Source organism: Pseudomonas sp. BN606 (assembly GCF_029873115.1).
Taxonomy (GTDB): Bacteria; Pseudomonadota; Gammaproteobacteria; order Pseudomonadales; family Pseudomonadaceae; genus Metapseudomonas.
Genome location: NZ_SSOF01000022.1, coordinates 26,125 through 43,077, shown reverse-complemented (window position 1 = coordinate 43,077; position 16,953 = coordinate 26,125). Strand labels below are relative to the sequence as shown.

The following is a 16,953-nucleotide window of genomic DNA, read 5'->3' as shown; positions in this document are numbered from 1 at the left end:
GCTTTTTCATGGAGTGGAGTCAGGTGTCGCGCAGGTCGGCTTCTACAACCATCCGTAGTACTTGAAGCTGGCGTACAGCCCGGTACACCCGGTTGCCACAACGCCCAACACACCGAAATAGCCGTAATGCCAGTTCAGTTCTGGCATGTACTGGAAGTTCATCCCGTAGATACCGGCAATCGCCGTCGGGAATGCAAGGATGGCGGCCCAGGCGGCGAACTTGCGCTGCACCACGCTTTGCCGCGACGACTCCAGCAGCAGGCCTATTTCGATGGCGTGGTCGGCCATTTCGCGCAGGCCGGTCAGGTCTTCCAGCAGCCGATTGACATGGATTGCGATGTCGCGGAAGTACGGACGCATCTGCTTGTCGATGAAGGGAAAGTCCAGGCGCTGCAGCTCTTCGCAGATTTCCCCCATGGGGCCGATGTAACGACGCAGGCGCAGCAAGTCGCGGCGCAGGCAATGGATGCGCTCGACGTCGGCCTTGCCCAGCGGCCGTTCCAGGACGGCCTGCTCGATTTCCTCCAGCTCCGAGTGGAAGCTGTCCATCAGGGGGCGGTAGTTCTCCATTACGAAGCTGAGCAGGGCGTAGAGAACAAAGTCCTCGCCATGTTCGAGCAGCAATGGGCGTGCCTCACAGCGTTGGCGAACGCGGGAGTAGGGCGCGGATTCGCCATAACGGGCACTGATGATGTAGCCCTTGCCGGCGAACAGCTGGGTTTCGATGAACTGCAGCTCGCCTTCCACTTCGATGGGCGAATAGACCACCAGGAACAGCGCATCTCCGAAGGTTTCCAGCTTGGGCCGGGTGTGGCGGGTGAGGGCGTCTTCAAGGGCCAGTTCGTGCAGGTCGAACTGCCGTTGCAGGTTGCTCAACTCCTCTGCACCGGGATCGTGCAGGCCGATCCAGACGAAATGCCCCGGTTTGCTGGCCCACTGCAAGCCTTCGTCGAGGGTTATGTCGGTGACTTTCCGGCCTTTGGCATATACAGCGGCGGCAACGACTCGACCCATGGTTCAGCGGTTCCTTCATCCGTTGGTAGGAAATCTGTGGCGGAGATTATCGCGCCTGATCTTCTGAGTCTTGCCGAACGCCGAGGTTCTGCAATGGCATGACTAGAGCGATTGCTCTAGATTGTTCACGCCTCTCGACCAGAACAAGGAGAACAAAGTGACCGAGGCCTTTCGCTTTTCCGCGGGGCGATTCCACTGCCCCTATCGCGTATATCGCTCCGCCGTGCCCGGCCCCGTGCTGATCCTGCTGCCAGCCATGGGCGTTGCGGCGCGCAAGTACGAAAACTTTGCCCTGGGCCTCGTCGCAGCCGGCAACCAGGTGCTGGTGGTGGATTGGCCGGGCCAGGGGGAAAGCGGCCCGCGACCGAACCGTCGGCTCGACTATGGCTACCGCGACCTGATTGACGAGTTCGTGCCGAGCTTGCTGGACGCCGCAAGGGAGCACTTTCCCGATGGGCGATTGGTGCTTCTGGGCCACAGCCTGGGCGGGCATGTCGCTACCTTGTTCGCTGCGGCAAATCCACATTCCGATGTGGCGGTGGTGGGCGTGGCTTGCGGGAATATCCACTACCGCAACTGGGAAGGGCGGCAACGCTTGCTGACCCCGTCGGTGGCCCTGTGCTTCAACCTGCTGACGGCCCTGTTCGGCTACCTGCCCGGAAAGACCATCGGCTTTGGCGGCCACGAAGCGCGCAGCCTGATGCGCGATTGGGGGCGGGTAGCGTGGACTGGCAGCTTCGATCACCTCGGCCTGGGCCTGGCTCATCCACGCAGTAACCCGATACCGTCTCTGTTCATCGGCATTCACGGCGACCCCTTCGCACCGGAAGCCTCGACCCGCGGTCTCGCGGCCTTGCTCCAGGAGCGGCCCGAGATCCGAATGCTGCGCTCCCCGCGGCCCGCTTCTGAAAATCCGCACAGTGCCTGGTTGCGATCACCGGCGACGGTAATCGAGGAAGTAATCGGCGGTATGGCGCAGTTTTCAAGCAAAATCACCGCCGGTCAGCTCGCCTGAAATATTCTGTTACGTTCTCCGGTGTTCGCGGCTAGTGTTCAGGACGTAGTCGAGAGCAAAAAGCGGAGGCGCGTCATGGGGCTGAAGAAGTGCGTGTTGGCGGTAGCGATCTGCTCGGTACTGAGCCTGTCGTTTACCTTCGTGCCGGGCGATCTTTCCAGCTCATCGGTTGCCTGCGCCAAGGATGGAGGCGGCGGAGGAGGTGGCGGTGGCGGCGGTAGTGGCGGCGGTAGTGGTGGCGGTGGTGGACACGGAGGCGGCAGCGGTGGTGGCCATGGTGGCAGTGGCAGTGGCAGTGGTCACGGCGGCAGCGGCCACAGCGGAGACGGTGGCGGCCATTCCGGAAATAGCGGCCAGGGCAGCTCCCACAGCGACCGTGGTGCTGACGATGGCGGCCCCCATGGCGTTGGACATGGCGCGGACGACGGAGCTGACCACGATGTCGGTGAAGCCCATGGCGTTGGTCATGGTGCAGATGACGGGGCTGACCATGACGTCGGCGACGACCATGGCCAACATGCCGGTGGCGAGCCGGGAGACGACAACGGCGGCAACCTTTGACAGACCCAATGAAAAAGCCCCGCGATGCGGGGCATTTTTGTGACCGGGCGTCAGGCCAGGTGCTGCTGGTCCAGCACGATAGCGGCGTCCAGGGTCTCCAGAAGTGCCTTGCGTACCTTGAGCTTGGTATTGCGGTGAGCGGTCATGTTGATCTTCTTCAGCTGCAGAGCGGCGGCTCGCGCGGTCTCCTGCAGTTGCTCGACGGGCACGACCTTGTCGAGGAAACCGGCATCCAGAGCGCCTTGCGGGTCGAACATCTCACCGTTGATCACCGAGCGGTGGAACGCGGACTTGCGCAGGCGATCACGGGCCAGCTCGATGCCGACGTGGTGCATGGTCATGCCGATCTGTACTTCATTCAGACCGATGCTGAACGGGCCTTCGACGCCAATGCGGTAGTCCGCCGACAGCAGGATGAACGCACCTTTGGCAACGGCATGACCCGGGCAGGCGACGATGACAGGGTAGGGGTGCGCCAGCATGCGACGCGCCAGGGTGGAACCGGCAGCGACCAGGGCAACAGCGTTCTGCGGACCGGAAGTCATTACCTTCAGGTCGTAGCCGCCGGACAGAATCCCCGGCTGGCCGGTGACGATCACGATGGCGCGATCCTGTTCGGCGCGATCCAGCGCGGCATTGAAGGCGGCGATCACATCCGGGGAGATCGCATTCACCTTGCCGTTACTGAGAGTCAGGGTGGCGATGCCGTCTTCGAGTTGGTAGGAGATCAGCTCACTCATGGCGGGTTCCTTGTTAAGAAGTGGATCGACGTTACTCAGCGCCACTGTGGAGGTAAAGGACTGAGACTGACCGGCGAGTCACCCTGTGCTTCAGCCGCGCGCGAACGCGTTCCAATCCACCCGTTAGCCTCTTGACAGCAGAAATGGAAATTGGCATGCGAAAGCTTTTTTCATAAACGCATGAAATTTATGAAAAAAGTGTTTGCATTCCGGAAAACACTCCACTAAATTAGCGCACCTCGACGGGGCCAACGCCTCGAAGAGATTCCGGTGAGGTGTCCGAGCGGTTGAAGGAGCACGCCTGGAAAGTGTGTATACGGGAAACCGTATCGTGGGTTCGAATCCCACCCTCACCGCCACTTTCCGTATAGATAAGCCCCTGATTTCTAACGAGATCAGGGGCTTTTTCTTTGCCTGCGAAAAAGCGGGTGTCGAAAAAGTGTCGAAAGCCTTTGGGGGCTTGGAAACGGGTCCCGTCAGTCATCCTCCATCTCAAACGTTCTGTACTCGCCAGAGTCATGGTCGTAGACCTCTACCTCTACCGAGCCCCCGTATCGATCAATCGATTCCACGTCGGCGCTGCGGTACTCGCCTGACGAGTAGTCATAGAACTCAATCGTTTGCCCCTCCCGTACCAAGTTTCCCTGCTCGATCTCGACATCAGCGCCTGCGTCACTGTCATATCCGTCCCATGCGTTGGCGATGCAGGGGAAGGCCAGCGCTGCCAGGATCAGTAATCTCTTCACTTGGTCATTTCCTTTGATTGATGAGGGGCTATAGATGGTTAAACGGAACCTAAAAAAATCGCTCGATCTTATCGAGTGATCGAATGCCACTTTTCGTCTCTACGGTTGCTGCACAATAATGATGGCACATGGACATGGAAGTGAGACGACCACTGAATGCGCACGAATTACGTTCTAATCGACTACGAAAACGTCCAGGTCCAGTCCCTGGAGCTGCTGCAGCAGCCTCACTTCAAGATTCGAGTCTTCCTTGGCCCCAACAACACCAAGCTTCCTACTGAGCTTGCAGTGGCCATTCAGCGCTTCGGTGATAGGGCCGACTACATCCTGCTGGATACGCCTGGCCAGAATGCCCTCGACTTTCACGTTGCCTACTACATGGGGCGGCTGGTTGTCGAAGAGCCGGATGCGTTCTTCCACGTCATTTCCCGGGACAAGGGCTTTGATCCGCTGATCAAGCACCTCAAAGGTAAGAACGTTTTTGCCGCTCGCTCTGAAACCATAGAAGGCATGCCTTGCTTCTCGCCGCCCAAGATCGTTCCGCCACCTTCTCCCAAGCTGGAGCCAGTGAAGGCGTCCCCTTCGAAAACAACGAAGGCGGTCAATGAGGCTGACATTAACCTGGTGATCGCTGACCTGGTCGGCCGTAAGGCATCCCGGCCGCGAACCATCAAGACGCTGCTCAATACCATTCGCGCCAAGCTGGGTAAGCAAACTATCGAAGAGATTGAAAGTGTTTACCAGGTGCTACGGCAGCGTAATTACGTCAAAGAGGATGGAACAAAGGTCACTTACTCCTTGCCAAAAAGTAAAAGGGCTGCGTCCTCTTAGTCGATTTTTTTGTCCCCGCTGTGTTGTGCCAATATTAATAATTCGCATGGAAGGTTTAGATAATGAGCGTTCTGTTTTGTAACATCGGCTGGATGGAAAAATATCAAGGGCAGCGTTCAGGAGATAAGATTCGCGGCGGTGGCTCTTACGTGAAATCGGAAGGTCGCGGCCATGAGATGTGCAACTTTTCGGCAGATGGCGGTATTTTGCACGGATATGTGCAGCCGTCGGGTGGGACAATAAATATCGAACGGCTTGGTGCCCAACAGAATGATGACTTGATATCGGGAATTACAGTGATATGGACCGCTACTCGTCCGACCGGTGGGACCGCTGTTGTTGGTTGGTATAAGAATGCAACGGTTTTTCGTCACTACCAGACATTTTCCAAGATGCCCCCGGCTCATAAGCGTAACGAGATTGATGGATATAGGATCAGCGCCCCGGCAGACCAAGCTGTCTTGTTGGAAGTGGATCAACGTACATGTGAAATACCCCGACAAGTAAAAGGCGGTATGGGGCAATCTAACGTTTGGTATGCAGATAGCGAGGAAAGCGTACCGTATGTAAAAGAAATCCTTTCCTTCGTTAATGGCAAGCGCGGGGTTCAGACGGGAAAAGGAAAGAGAAGTAGTCGTCAAGACCAGGAGCGAAAAGCGTTAATAGAGAAGTCCGCAATTAACACGTGTTGCCGTCATTTCGAGTCTCTTGGCTATGAGGTTGAGAGTGTCGAAAGAGATAATCTGGGTTGGGATCTCAAGGCAGTCTCGGGAAAGTCTGAGCTACGGATAGAGGTTAAGGGGCTGTCTGGTAGTGAGTTCTCTATCGAGCTGACTCCGAACGAATACAAGGCATTTATTTTGGAGTCAGATTCATATCGTCTGGCTGTTGTGACTGATGCTTTGGATAAGCCTCTTTTGCATATTTGCCGATTTAGTGGCGAGCTAGGTGGATGGATTGTTGAAGGGGCCAAGGAAGGAACTCTAATGATTGCCGAAAAAATCAGTGCGATAGTCCGTTTCTCTTAGAGTCAGTTTTCCTCGCTCTGTAAAAGTGGATTCAATTTAACTGCATCCTGCAGATGATCCGGCGATAGGTGCGCATACCGCATCGTCATGGTCAGCGACGCATGACCAAGGATCTTCTGCAGCGTCAGGATGTTCCCGCCGTTCATGATGAAGTGAGACGCGAAGGTATGCCGCAGGATGTGACTGGCCTGGCCCTGGGGTGCGTTGATGTTTGTTGCTCGCAACACCCGCCGGAATGTCTCCATGCAATGTGTAAAGCGCCCGTGACGAGCCAAGTGGGCCTTCAGCGTCTTCTCCAGCTCGGCACTGATGGGAATGGTACGGGTGCGCTTTGACTTGGTATTGGCGAAGGTGACGGTGCCGTTACGTATCAGGGTGGGATCGAGGCCTTCCACTTCGCCCCAGCGTGCGCCCGTTGCAAGGCAAACCCGGGCAATCATCGGCGGGTGAGGGGAGCTGTCTCGCGCGTCCAGGGCCTTGAGTAATGTGCTGATATCTTCCTGACTCAGGAACGATAGCGCGCGCTCCTGGAGCTTGATTGGCCGCACCCGCTCCAGTGGATTCCGGTACTCGATCTCGCCCAGCTGATACAGCTCGTTGAATACAGCCTTCAAGTAGCCCAGGCGGTTATTAAGCGTCTTCCCGGCTACGCCGTTTTCCATCTGTACCCTGCGTAGCTCGTTGACTTGGTTGCCAGTCAGCTCCCGGCCGAGTGGATCTCGAAGTTCATTGGCAAGCGTCAGCAAGACTTGCTTGCGACGTGCTGCATCCGACAGCGTATGGCCGTGCAGGTCGAACCATCGACCAACCAACTCGGAAAGTCGGCGTTTGTCCTTGGGTTTGGGATTCCATTCGGTGTCCTGGACGAGTCGCTGACGAACCAGGGATTCGAAGCGAACGGCTTCCGCTTTCGTCTTGAAGCGTTTCCGAAAGCGCTTTCCTTTGATTGGCTCAACGTCTACGAACCAGCGGCCGTCTTGAAGCTGCTCGATGCTCATGGGCTCCTCCTTGGTTTGGAGGTGCTTTTGGCCCAGAAAGCCAGATTGTGGAAGGGTGCGGCTTCCCGCGCTGCACAGCGTTGCACTGTGGCGGGAATCTTTACATTGGAGGGGCTGGATTAGAGGACTTCCTACACCCTGACAGAACGTGTTTCGTCAGAATCTTTCCTGATAGCCTGTATGAAAATTCATACGTGCGGTGCTGCGCTAAGGGGAAGCTGTGGGTGATGGATGGAGCGGTGAAGAACTCAGGGCATCGGTGAAAGCGTATTTGGAGATCGCTGGCAAGGTTAGGGCAGGGCAGAAGGTCACTAAGAAGGCGTATTACGACGCGCTAGCTGAACAGTTCGGGCGGACGGCAAAGTCCTTCGAGTTCCGGATGCAAAACATCTCCTATGTCTTGTCCTTGATGGGGCGTGATTGGCTTCCAGGGCTTAAGCCTAAGAAGAATGTCGGGACACATATGGCAGCCCTGATCGAATCATTCATCAACGACATCGAGCAGCAGCCTTCGGCTCCGGTGGCTGAGTTTGAAAAGCAGGTTAGGGAAAAGCGCGGTCGTTACAAGGCTCCGCCAGAAGGACAGAAAAAGCCTGAGGGCAAGACCGTAAGCATTACTCAGTACGAGCGCGACCCGGCGGTTAAGGCTTGGGTGCTAGACAGCGCGAAAGGGCATTGCGAGTGCTGCGGTAATCAGGCGCCGTTCTTGGATAGCGATGGGTTGCCCTTTCTTGAAGTGCACCATGTTCGGCGGCTTGCAGATGGCGGCTCTGATACTGTGGCCAACGCCGTGGCTATTTGCCCCAATTGCCATCGTGGCTTGCATTACGCTCAGAACGCTAAAGGAATGGTGGAGGCGCTCTATATCAAGATAGGGCGTTTAGTCCTGGAGTGAAGCCAATCGCTACCGCTTTGGTACGTCAGCCTCTCTGATTACTGACTGAACATAGCGCGCCGGTAGGAGCACCTTAATCGGTTTGTTCTCTCTGTCCTTGGTTGAAATTACGAATGACTCGCCAAGCGACCAAATAATTTTCGCGCCTTGAATTGCGCAATTTCCTGAAAACTTGATGTTCTGCGTGTTTTCAAAGTTTTCGCAATAGTCCTTTGTGAAGATTATTGCCTTGGCGTCGTATTCGCCTAACCCAAGTACACGTACCACGTTCTTTGGTAGATCGGTCAGGGCGCCACCGTAAAACAGCATAAGAGACGAGAACAAGATGCTGGCTAATGCCAGGACTTTCGCTCCCCCAAGATTTGCCATTGCAGTCATGGCTACGAAGGAAGCAATAACTATTGCCAGAACCGTAATGAACAGTGTTTCAAATGGAGAGTCTGATAATGACGAAACTATGGCACCGGAAGTTTTATAAATAGCAAGGTTGAGAAGAACAGGGTGAGAGAGCTAGCGAGTATGTAGATTCCAACGTTCTTCCAGTTCAGGTATAGGGACTGCGTCAGGCCAAGTGAGAAGAGGATGGAAACCGCGATCGGCGAGATCAGCATAAACCAGAGGAGATGGCCTGGGAATAGTTCCAGGGACGAGAAGGTCACTGCAGCATTGACCACGCAAGGCCAAAGAACCACAGTTCGGAGTGAGAAAAATATAACCCTGCTCTGCTCTCCAGTTGTACGCCCATCAGTGAGTTTTGAAATGGTTTTCTTGATTTCTTGTCTTCTCAGAAAATTTTGAACTATGAAGGTTCCTGGGAACGCTGTCAGTGCGGCAAGCATGATGAACGCTAATGCGCCTATGCAGAAAGCCGAGATGAGAAGGGATGAAAACTGAAAAATGTCGAAGCTGGGATAGAAGCCATGCTTTGTGAAATAGAACAGAAAGACAATGAATCCGAAGGCTAACGGAGCCGTAGCCACTATGACCTTGAAGTTTTCGGTTGCGAATTTTGCTGCTATTGCAAGATAGGCCTCAAATTTATTGCTGGCCTCTTCTTTGGTTTCTTCCAGGTATTTCATTTGTATTCCATTACTAGCGGTAGATCTGGTTGATGAGAGGTTTAATTCATTGCTTTTCTCTTCGTATTTTTTATCATTGAGTATTGTCGGTGGTCGTGGGTGATTCGTCCTTTCTGGTCTCAAAGAAAGGTGAGATATCTTCGTAGTGGAGTGCTAATTTATATATTATATTGGAGGTGGCGTCGCAAATGCTCTCGATTTCTTCGTTCTTTATATTGTTTGCGCCAAATCCATGGAAGATTGCGTTCCTTACTTTATAGTAGGTTTTTGGTTCGGATTCGTTGGGGTCTTCTTCCGCGTTGATGTTCTTTAGGAAATCAGTGCACTCTTCATTTAATGCTTTGGTTTCGTCAGGAAATTTCTGAGAAAGGAAGCCTAGCAGTCTACCGATTCGATATTTTTCACCTGTTTTTTCATTAAGTTTTCCAACTAAAGTTTTGGTCTTCCATGCATCAGCCTGGTAGTCGGGCTTCGCTGCTTCAGTCAGGAAGCTCTTTATAATCCTGGAGAATACTTCTTGCATCAGAAGCTCGAAGAATTGATATTGCAAGAAGAATCTAACAATTGGTTCGCTGGCTTTTGCGTCGGTTTGAGCTACGTGTTCTCTGAGGAAGTTTAGACTGTTGTTCCCGATTTGAGCAGAGCAAGATTGCATGTGGATTCTGCTGCTTGTAATAAATGGCTCGCTCGCTAGCTTGGGTCTTAGGGGTTGTTTATTGTCTTTTAGTTCGTAAATCTTTATGTCTGCAAAGCTCGCAAAAAGTCCAGATGTGATTTTTGTTGCTTCATTTATGTCTTCTGAAATTCTGTCTCTGCTATATATTGAAATTGCCAAATCATATCTATAAAAATACGTTATTGGATAGCTTTCTCCCCAGGCAACCTCTTTAAAGTCGGTCTGTCCGAGATCTCCCTTTAGAAGTTCTGTGGCTGCAGCAAGTGCGTGGCCTCTTATTGGTTCAGGTATGCTGCTGTCGAGCAAGGATGATTCATGGCTTGATAGGGTTGAAATTGGAAAGAGGAAGCCAATGACTTTGTTGATTGTTTCGTTTTTAAACTTTAGCTCGCAGTAATTATTTTCTTGCAAGTAGTTGCTAATGAGGACCTGGTGAATGTATTTGTGGCTTAGAACAAGCTCAGTGTTGCACTCTATTTTGGGGGTTGTGATAAATAGTTTTTCTCCAGGTGCTCCGCTCGATAGCTCTATAAGCCATGCATTGTTTTCTTCATCCAAAGTAATGGAAGTTGGTTGAAGGTTTATTTCTAATGTTTCGTGAAGTACTTTCATTTTAGAAGAGTTGAGTCTTGGTTTTGTGCATTCCGCTTTCTATGCTCTTCTGGAGATTAAGAAAGGAGTCGGAATCTTTATTAAAGAGTTCTCTGAAAAAGAATTGGAAAAACATGCGCTGGGCGTTACCAATCTTGCTGGTGTTCTTTGATATCCAATAAAGCGCCGAGTTTAGCTCCAGCAAAAAGTCCTTTCCTTCCGTGTTGAAACTAAGATTGTCGCAGTGTGCAACTATGTCATTTAGGTCATTAATTATTTCGTGGTCTTTTAGTTTGCCGACTGCAGCTCCGAAACCCGCAAATACCTGTGTTTTCTTTAGGCACTGCTTCGCATCCTTACCCCACAGGCTTATGCTGGGATTTTCGCTCTTTTCTAACGCTATACCATCAAGAAGGTCGATTGTTTTTGTGATAAATGTGTACAGTGCATTGACGTATTCTTTGAATAGGTCTTTGTTATTGTTTTCGTGTGAAAGCTTTTCAAGGCTCTTTATATTTTCAAGTATGTCGGATCTTTCTAATGGCTGCTCGTTTCTTTCAAGGTACGAGTTGAAACCTTCGATAATTTCTTTGAAATTAAATTCATTTGGCTGTGTGGCGTGCTCGGAGTCTACTTCTCTTACAAATTTTACACCGTCGACTCCAGCGTCATAGTAGTCTAGGTACAGCATTTCGATTTGTTGGCGAAGAGACATGGGAGTTTGCCCAGTGTTCAGGGTTAGCATTCTATAGAGAATGCCAATTTTATTGAGCCCTATGTAAACCTCGACTCTGATCGGAGTGTTGCGGACACTTTCTACCTCTTCCGGTTTGCATTCTTTTAGTACATCGAGAAATGAGTGCGTTCGTTGAAGGCCGTCAAGGATTAACAGGTTTTGCCTGCCGTCGTTAATAGCCTTGAGAATATCTTCGTTAGGTAGTCTGTTTTGAGGGTCGTTCTTACTTCCGTTCAATGAGAGGGCTAATACGATGGGAGGGATTACGCAACCCTTTTTGATGTCTTCTCTAAGTAGCGAATATACTGTCTTTGAAGATGTTACGCGCTTTCTTTGAAAAGGATTTTTGTCTAATGCTTCCCTGATTAGGTCTGTATAGGCTCCGAGGGTGGTTTCAATTAAGATATTTTCCGAGCTAATTCTTAGGTCAAAAATCCTTGATTTAACTTCCATAGTTATTCCTTGTTTAACGGTGAGTTTAATTTTCGTTCGAACTTTGGTTGAGATTCTGTAGTTGTAATTTACGAATTCGGCTTGCTGCGGATTCGTATTTGATTTGACTTATGCCTCTATCATTTTTCAGATCGAGAATCCCTGTTTGGTCCTGCCTATTCACGGGCAAACCAGCGCTTAGTAATCTCTTTCGTCAGTCTCATCCCACTCTCGGACTGTCTGCTGAGTTTCGGCTGGCCGCTTCATAGTCAGGGCTGACCTGGCCAATCTCTGGGGCGATGCTCCCCGTCACAAGCCAGTAGGCGTACTGAGGGAAGAGGGCAACCACAGCCTCGATCTCCGCATCTGAAAGCCGCGCCTTGCCATTCCGCACGTTCTGCCAGCGGTAGCGATCAATTCCCGTCTGTTTTTCGAACCAGGTTGTGGTTCGTTGCCTATTGAAAAGACTAATCAATCTGTCTTTTATCATTGAAAAATATCTACTCAGTAGGATTTACAAGGCTGTTCATCCGGGATAGCTTTCTTGGTAGATATTACTCACTACTCAGTGATTTCTACCAAGCAAGCATAGTGCAGGAATGTGCATGGACATGGAAGTAGACGACCTCAAAGCGGGCCAATTCATTAACTGCCCACCCCTCATGCCTTGGCGCCAGTTCGCCGTCTGGATCGGCATGGAGGAAAAGCAGGAACACGTCCGCGGCTGGTGCGACAAGGGCTACCTGCCCACGATCCGCATGGGCCGCCACCGCATGGTCAATGTCGCCCTGGTGGTGAAGCAGCTCCTGGAGCAGGAGGACTTCTGATGTCTGCCGTCTCCTGCTCATACGGCTATGTGCCCGCGAGACAGCCGACTGCTCTGGTGGCCTGCGAGTTCTCCGGCCGCGTTCGAGACGCCCTGACTCGCGTTGGCTTTTACGCCGTCAGCTGCGACCTGCTTCCTTCCGAAGCTCCAGGTGAGCACATCGTCGGCAATGTCCTGGACGTGCTCGAGTGGGGATGGGATCTGCTGATCGCCCATCCACCGTGCACCGACTTGGCCGTTTCAGGCGCCCGCCACTTTCCCGCCAAGATTGCTGACGGCCGACAGGCAAGGGCACTGGATTTCGTCCGCGCGCTCATGAATGCGCCGATTCCTTTCAAGGCCTTGGAGGCCCCCAGGTCGGTGATCTCGGACCAGATCCGCAAGCCCGACCAGATCGTCCAGCCCTGGATGTTCGGCCACGGCGAGATCAAGGAAACCCACTTCTGGCTACAGGGACTACCGAAGCTTCAGCCCACGCGGATAGCCTCCGGCCGCTCGCCGATCGTTCATCGAATGGGGCCGGGCCCGGAATGTTGGAAGAACCGCAGTCGCACCTGTCCGGGTATCGCTGACGCCATTGCAGAGCAGTGGGGACGCTATGTCATCGCCCAGCTCGCCTTTCCACCGGCGACCAGGTGCGCCTTCGGACAGCAACTGGCTTTGGCCATGGAGGCCTGACCATGTTCATCTTCGACTTCCGCACCCAATTCATCTTGCTCCTGGCCGTTGGCGCGGTCCTGCTGATCCTCACCATCCTCAAGCCCCGCGCCCTGGAAACCGACTGCCCCAAGGTCCCGCCCACCACAGGCTCCTGGATCGACGAACAGATGCGCGGCCAGTGCGAGGCCCACGGCTACGGCCACCTCATCGGCACCGCCGTCCAATACCAAGGGGAGGGCGCCCAATGACCCTCGCCCAATACCGCCTCACCCCCGAACACATCAAACCGGGCTGCTCGCTCCTGGAACGCTTCCCGGAACTGGCCGGCCCCGAAGCGCCGTATACCGGCAAAGGTCACGGCCCGCACTGCACACCGCACCGCGTGTACCAGTTGGATGGCCGCTGGATCGTCCAGCCCACCACCTGCCGCTGCGCGCTCAGCCGCAAAAAGCCGCCGCAGTACTTCTACGTGATCGAGGACCAAGGCAAACCCACGCCCCACGTCACCACGGCACATCCAGGACCCATCAATGAACAGCCCGACCTCTTCTGAGCGCAAGGCCCTGGTTGCCTACCTCCAGGCCCGCCGTGGCGTGTTCCCGGCAGGCGAGGAGGGCGGCCAGTACCCCTGCATCTTCACCGTCCAGGAACTGGACCAGATCCTCGCCGCGCTGCAGCACAGCCCCGCGAGCCAACCCGACCTCTTCGCGCTGCAGATCCCCGCCGACCTCCTGGCCGACCTGCGCACCCAGCCCGAGCGCATCCGCCCGGCGCCCCTGCGCGAACTGATCGCCCCCCAATCCACCGAATGTCGCGAGGACCCGGCATGACCACCCTGAGCACCATCCCACCCCGCCAGAACGAGATCGAGGACAAGGAGCGACGCTTCTACGTCAGCGCCCCCGGCTCGGTACACCTGGCCCTCCAAACCGAAGCACACCAACGCGGCACCGACCTCTGGACCCTGGCGGGTGCCGTGCTCACGCAATGGGTCCGGCTGGGCTGCCCTGACGAACTGTCAGGCAGCACCGATCCCTTTACCCCCACCCCGTCGCCGTCACCTTCGGTCGCGGACCACAAGGAGCCAGCAGACACAGGGGGGCAAGGCTGAAAAGCGCCGAAGGCGCGTGCCTTGCGGCCCTGGGGCTGATGGCTACGGTCCGCAGCAAGACCGAAGGGGATGCGCGGGGTGCGGGGTAAAGACCCCCCACCTCGGAGCCCGAACACGAGGGAGCGAAACCTCCCGCCACACGGAAGAAACCGGCCCGGCACTAACCCGCCGGCCAAAGCGGCAAAAAGCCAGAAAGGAGAAACACCATGCAATTCGAACTCACCGCCCTGTGCCTCAACGTCAAGAAAGTCACCGTTGAAGGGCGCACCTACTGCTCCGCCATCATCGCCCGCGAACCCATCAGCGCGGCCGAACGCGAACAGAACCGCGGCTACCTGGTGCAGAAGGTCACCGCCGACGTCGGCGTCTTCGACCAGACCTCAAGCCTCGAAAAACCGACCCCCATCAAATTCCTCTGCACCCTCGTCAGCGCAGCCGGTGGCAAGAGCCAGCCGCACCTGCTGGGCGTGGTGCCCGGTCAATCCGGCAAGGCTGCGGCCTGATTCGGCCCCACAGATCACCAGGGAGGGCACGACCCATGGGAACCATCAACTCCATGCTCGCCCAGATCACCCTCGGTGACCTGTGGGCACTCCACTTCATAACCGGGGTGCTGCAACTCATGGCACTCGGACTCATCCACGGACACCAGAGGTAAGGCTATGGAAGTGCCCTGGTTGGGATTGTCGATCCCATCGGCAGCAGGCATCGCGCTCACCTGGGCGCAGTACCTGCTGATTGCGGGATTCATGGTAGGGGCTCTCGGGGTCGGCGTCGCCTGGGGCCAGTTCCGGCTCGGCTGGAAAGAAATCATCGACGCCTCATCTGCATAAGGAAACCATCCCATGCAAAAGCAACTCACCGTGCGCTCCGGCGCCATCGCTCACCAGAACGGCACCAGTGTCGGTAAAGCACTGGGCATCAAGCATGCCATTCTCTACACCGTCATCGCCGCCGCCATGACCGCGGGCACGGCCAACGCCGCCATTGAAATCCCGCCGGAACTGACCCAGGTCTTCCTCGACCTGGCTAAGGCCTTCGGCATTCTGATGGCCTCCGGTGCCGTGCTGTTCGGCGTTATCCGTGGTGGTGTGGCCCTGTTCAAGCTGGCGGGCCGCATCTTCTCCGCCGCTGGCGCCTAAGCAGGACGCGGATAGATGCGTACGGCTATCCGCATTCTGGTTGCCCTCATGCTGATGGTGTGGGGGCAATTTGGGTGGGCGGTGGATTATTGGTGGCAACTGACAAACAGCGCCGTCCGCTATCCATCGGCTTTGCTGGCTTGCCAAGCTGCCCAGAGCGCGTATCCCGGTGGAATCTACAAATGGGGTTCACCCTCGGTAGTTCAGTGCGGCTATATCCACCCCAGCACTGGCACAATGGTTCAGTACAATCGGACGGCCAGCCGTTTTGGCGATAGTTGTCCGCCCGGCACTGACTATGACGCCAAATCCGGAGGCTGCACGGTACTTGCCGATTGCGCTGCCACCACCGGCCAGGAAATCCTCAAAACCCAGGTCTGCCAGTACAACACCACCCTCAAGCTCGCTGTCTGCGACGACCAGGTCGCCTTCGAGGGCTGCAAGTACACCGCAGGCGGCAAGAAGTCCTGCGTCTCCATCCTGGAGAACCAGACCTACCAATGCACCGGCAGCTTCTACGGCTCCGGCGAATCCAATGGCACCGCCCCCGACACCTGCGCCGGGGAGGACTGCTCCCAGCCCAAGCCCGATGACCCCGACTCCAATTGCGTGTCGGCCAACGGCGTAGAAACCTGCTTCGACCCGAAGAAGCCCGGCTGCGGCACCATCAACGGAAAAGAGGGCTGCTTCCAGGAAGAACCCGGCTGCGGTTACTTCAACGGCACCTACCGCTGCATGGAAGCCGAAAAGCCCAACCGTAACTGCGGCTACTTCAACGGCAAGCAGGTCTGCTACGACCCGAACGACCCCACCAAGCAGATCCCCGAGTCCTCGTCCGATCACCCCAAGAATGGCGGCAATGCCGACGGCGACGACACCAACGACCCGCGCCCCTCCACCGGCACGGGCAGCAGCTCCCAAGGCTCCGATGCAGGCGCGACCAACCAGGCCATTGAAGACCTGGGCGAGAAACTCGGCCCGAAGATCGACAAGACCAACTCCCTGCTCACCGATATCCAGGGCCAGCTCGGCGAACTGCTCGACGGCCTGTTCGGCGAAGAATACGACGAGTCCGGCTCAGGCTCCGATGGCGATGCGGAAGCGGCAGGGCAGGGCGCGGGTGACGCACTGGCCGAGCAGATCGGCAAACAGACCGACAAGATCCTGGGCGAACGCGAAGCCGAAGTGGATGCCGCCCTCAAGGCGCTACCGAAGACGGTGACCGATGGGTGGTTCGGCGCCGACGGCCACAAAGTCGGCCTCAATAACGTCCTGGACCGACTACTGCCTTCGGCCATGGGCTGCGCCAACTACACCATTAACTTCGCCTTGGGCGACTACCGCGCCTCGCTCGTGTTGCCGGTGTGCGAACTCACTCGGCTCAAGCCGTTGCTTGAGTACGTCATCTGGATCGTCACCGTCATCGGCCTCTGGAAGATCCTCTACGCCGCCCTGCGCCAGGAAGACGCCAAAGCCGCGAAGGGAGGCTTTTGAGCATGGGCTGGATCATCGGTTTTCTGCGCACCCTGTTCCCCCGCCTGTTCGGCGGGCTGGCCAAGCTGCTCCTGGGCTTCTTCGGTCCCCTGATCGGCCCGGTCATGGGCTTCATCGCCCAGTTCTTCAAGAAGGTCGGCATCCTCCTGCTGGTCATCGTTGCGATCGGGTTGGCCATCGAAGCCCTGGCTTTCGCGGTGAGCCTGCTGTTCGACCAGATAGCCAACCTCGGCCCGCCCTGGATGCTGGAAATTGGCCGGATGTTCGTGCCGAGCAACCTGTCCTTCTGCGTCACCCTCCTGGTCGTGGCCAAGATCAAATCGCTGATCTTCCTCTGGGTGACGCGGCTCTCCGAAAAGTTCATCCACACCTGAGGCG

Annotated in this window: 23 protein-coding genes and 1 tRNA gene; 16 read left to right on the top strand and 8 right to left on the bottom strand. The window is 55.4% G+C overall.

Features of this window, described 5'->3' with window-relative positions; translation table 11 throughout:
- Nucleotides 1-42: 42 nt before the first annotated feature.
- Nucleotides 43-1,014 (bottom strand): magnesium and cobalt transport protein CorA, encoded by a 972-nt coding sequence (locus tag E8E75_RS00415; protein WP_120651548.1) that lies wholly within the window; start codon nt 1,012-1,014, stop codon nt 43-45.
- A 157-nt stretch (nt 1,015-1,171) separates the two neighbouring features.
- Here E8E75_RS00415 and E8E75_RS00410 point away from each other — a divergent pair, with 157 nt between their 5' ends.
- On the top strand, nt 1,172-2,029 hold the full coding sequence (locus tag E8E75_RS00410; RefSeq protein WP_120651547.1) for an alpha/beta fold hydrolase: 858 nt from the start codon (nt 1,172-1,174) through the stop codon (nt 2,027-2,029).
- 162 nt (nt 2,030-2,191) lie between these two features.
- Here E8E75_RS00410 and E8E75_RS29365 read toward each other — a convergent pair whose 3' ends face one another.
- Nucleotides 2,192-2,599 (bottom strand): hypothetical protein, encoded by a 408-nt coding sequence (locus E8E75_RS29365; protein WP_178123556.1) that lies wholly within the window; start codon nt 2,597-2,599, stop codon nt 2,192-2,194.
- Nucleotides 2,600-2,640: 41 nt separating this feature from the next.
- Nucleotides 2,641-3,330 carry a crotonase/enoyl-CoA hydratase family protein gene (locus E8E75_RS00400; RefSeq protein ID WP_120651546.1) on the bottom strand — a complete coding sequence of 230 codons (690 nt, stop codon included), beginning with the start codon at nt 3,328-3,330 and terminating at the stop codon, nt 2,641-2,643.
- Nucleotides 3,331-3,599: 269 nt separating this feature from the next.
- Here E8E75_RS00400 and E8E75_RS00395 point away from each other — a divergent pair.
- Nucleotides 3,600-3,689: transfer RNA gene (locus E8E75_RS00395), tRNA-Ser, on the top strand.
- A gap of 117 nt (nt 3,690-3,806) precedes the next feature.
- On the opposite strand, the gene E8E75_RS00390 is transcribed toward E8E75_RS00395, so the two are convergent.
- On the bottom strand, nt 3,807-4,076 hold the full coding sequence (locus tag E8E75_RS00390; protein WP_280357694.1) for a DUF5334 family protein: 270 nt from the start codon (nt 4,074-4,076) through the stop codon (nt 3,807-3,809).
- A gap of 156 nt (nt 4,077-4,232) precedes the next feature.
- Here E8E75_RS00390 and E8E75_RS00385 point away from each other — a divergent pair, with 156 nt between their 5' ends.
- Both E8E75_RS00385 and E8E75_RS00380 read left to right on the top strand, forming a co-directional pair.
- Nucleotides 4,233-4,907: a PIN domain-containing protein gene (locus tag E8E75_RS00385; RefSeq protein ID WP_280357692.1), complete on the top strand. Its 675-nt coding sequence runs from the start codon at nt 4,233-4,235 to the stop codon at nt 4,905-4,907.
- 62 nt (nt 4,908-4,969) lie between these two features.
- The gene (locus E8E75_RS00380; RefSeq protein WP_280357691.1) at nt 4,970-5,935 is read left to right on the top strand and encodes a DUF3883 domain-containing protein; all 966 of its coding nucleotides are present in this window, start codon (nt 4,970-4,972) and stop codon (nt 5,933-5,935) included.
- Nucleotides 5,936-5,937: 2 nt separating this feature from the next.
- On the opposite strand, the gene E8E75_RS00375 is transcribed toward E8E75_RS00380, so the two are convergent.
- Nucleotides 5,938-6,933, bottom strand: a complete 996-nt coding sequence (locus E8E75_RS00375; protein WP_280357689.1) for a tyrosine-type recombinase/integrase — start codon at nt 6,931-6,933, stop codon at nt 5,938-5,940.
- Nucleotides 6,934-7,153: 220 nt separating this feature from the next.
- Here E8E75_RS00375 and E8E75_RS00370 point away from each other — a divergent pair, with 220 nt between their 5' ends.
- Complete coding sequence (locus E8E75_RS00370; protein ID WP_280357687.1) at nt 7,154-7,828, top strand: HNH endonuclease signature motif containing protein; 675 nt, start codon at nt 7,154-7,156, stop codon at nt 7,826-7,828.
- Nucleotides 7,829-8,283: 455 nt separating this feature from the next.
- Here E8E75_RS00370 and E8E75_RS00365 read toward each other — a convergent pair whose 3' ends face one another.
- The 3 genes from E8E75_RS00365 to E8E75_RS00355 all read right to left on the bottom strand — a co-directional run bounded on the left by E8E75_RS00365 (nt 8,284) and on the right by E8E75_RS00355 (nt 11,363).
- Entirely contained in the window at nt 8,284-8,907 is a 624-nt protein-coding gene (locus E8E75_RS00365) for a hypothetical protein (protein ID WP_280357686.1), read from the bottom strand.
- A 73-nt stretch (nt 8,908-8,980) separates the two neighbouring features.
- Nucleotides 8,981-10,195 (bottom strand): hypothetical protein, encoded by a 1,215-nt coding sequence (locus E8E75_RS00360; RefSeq protein ID WP_280357684.1) that lies wholly within the window; start codon nt 10,193-10,195, stop codon nt 8,981-8,983.
- A 1-nt stretch (nt 10,196) separates the two neighbouring features.
- Nucleotides 10,197-11,363 carry a DUF262 domain-containing protein gene (locus tag E8E75_RS00355; protein ID WP_280357683.1) on the bottom strand — a complete coding sequence of 389 codons (1,167 nt, stop codon included), beginning with the start codon at nt 11,361-11,363 and terminating at the stop codon, nt 10,197-10,199.
- A gap of 584 nt (nt 11,364-11,947) precedes the next feature.
- Here E8E75_RS00355 and E8E75_RS00350 point away from each other — a divergent pair.
- From E8E75_RS00350 to E8E75_RS00300, 11 genes are all read left to right on the top strand, one after another.
- Complete coding sequence (locus E8E75_RS00350) at nt 11,948-12,169, top strand: DNA-binding protein (RefSeq protein ID WP_348530006.1); 222 nt, start codon at nt 11,948-11,950, stop codon at nt 12,167-12,169.
- Nucleotides 12,169-12,846, top strand: coding sequence for a DNA cytosine methyltransferase (locus E8E75_RS00345; protein WP_280357682.1), 678 nt, complete (start codon nt 12,169-12,171; stop codon nt 12,844-12,846). Before E8E75_RS00350 ends, E8E75_RS00345 begins: the two co-directional genes overlap by 1 nt.
- 2 nt (nt 12,847-12,848) lie before the next feature.
- Nucleotides 12,849-13,076, top strand: a complete 228-nt coding sequence (locus E8E75_RS00340) for a hypothetical protein (RefSeq protein WP_280357680.1) — start codon at nt 12,849-12,851, stop codon at nt 13,074-13,076.
- Nucleotides 13,073-13,381 carry a DUF5447 family protein gene (locus tag E8E75_RS00335; RefSeq protein ID WP_280357678.1) on the top strand — a complete coding sequence of 103 codons (309 nt, stop codon included), beginning with the start codon at nt 13,073-13,075 and terminating at the stop codon, nt 13,379-13,381. Before E8E75_RS00340 ends, E8E75_RS00335 begins: the two co-directional genes overlap by 4 nt.
- Nucleotides 13,359-13,658, top strand: coding sequence for a hypothetical protein (locus E8E75_RS00330; protein WP_280357676.1), 300 nt, complete (start codon nt 13,359-13,361; stop codon nt 13,656-13,658). Before E8E75_RS00335 ends, E8E75_RS00330 begins: the two co-directional genes overlap by 23 nt.
- On the top strand, nt 13,655-13,939 hold the full coding sequence (locus tag E8E75_RS00325) for a hypothetical protein (RefSeq protein WP_280357675.1): 285 nt from the start codon (nt 13,655-13,657) through the stop codon (nt 13,937-13,939). Before E8E75_RS00330 ends, E8E75_RS00325 begins: the two co-directional genes overlap by 4 nt.
- Before the next feature lie 206 nt (nt 13,940-14,145).
- Nucleotides 14,146-14,442 (top strand): hypothetical protein, encoded by a 297-nt coding sequence (locus E8E75_RS00320; protein ID WP_280357673.1) that lies wholly within the window; start codon nt 14,146-14,148, stop codon nt 14,440-14,442.
- 159 nt (nt 14,443-14,601) lie between these two features.
- Entirely contained in the window at nt 14,602-14,772 is a 171-nt protein-coding gene (locus E8E75_RS00315) for a hypothetical protein (protein ID WP_280357672.1), read from the top strand.
- A gap of 12 nt (nt 14,773-14,784) precedes the next feature.
- On the top strand, nt 14,785-15,081 hold the full coding sequence (locus tag E8E75_RS00310; RefSeq protein WP_280357671.1) for a hypothetical protein: 297 nt from the start codon (nt 14,785-14,787) through the stop codon (nt 15,079-15,081).
- Nucleotides 15,082-15,318: 237 nt separating this feature from the next.
- Nucleotides 15,319-16,575 (top strand): hypothetical protein, encoded by a 1,257-nt coding sequence (locus E8E75_RS00305; RefSeq protein WP_280357669.1) that lies wholly within the window; start codon nt 15,319-15,321, stop codon nt 16,573-16,575.
- Nucleotides 16,576-16,577: 2 nt separating this feature from the next.
- Complete coding sequence (locus E8E75_RS00300) at nt 16,578-16,949, top strand: hypothetical protein (RefSeq protein WP_120654596.1); 372 nt, start codon at nt 16,578-16,580, stop codon at nt 16,947-16,949.
- The last annotated feature ends 4 nt before the right edge of the window (nt 16,950-16,953 follow it).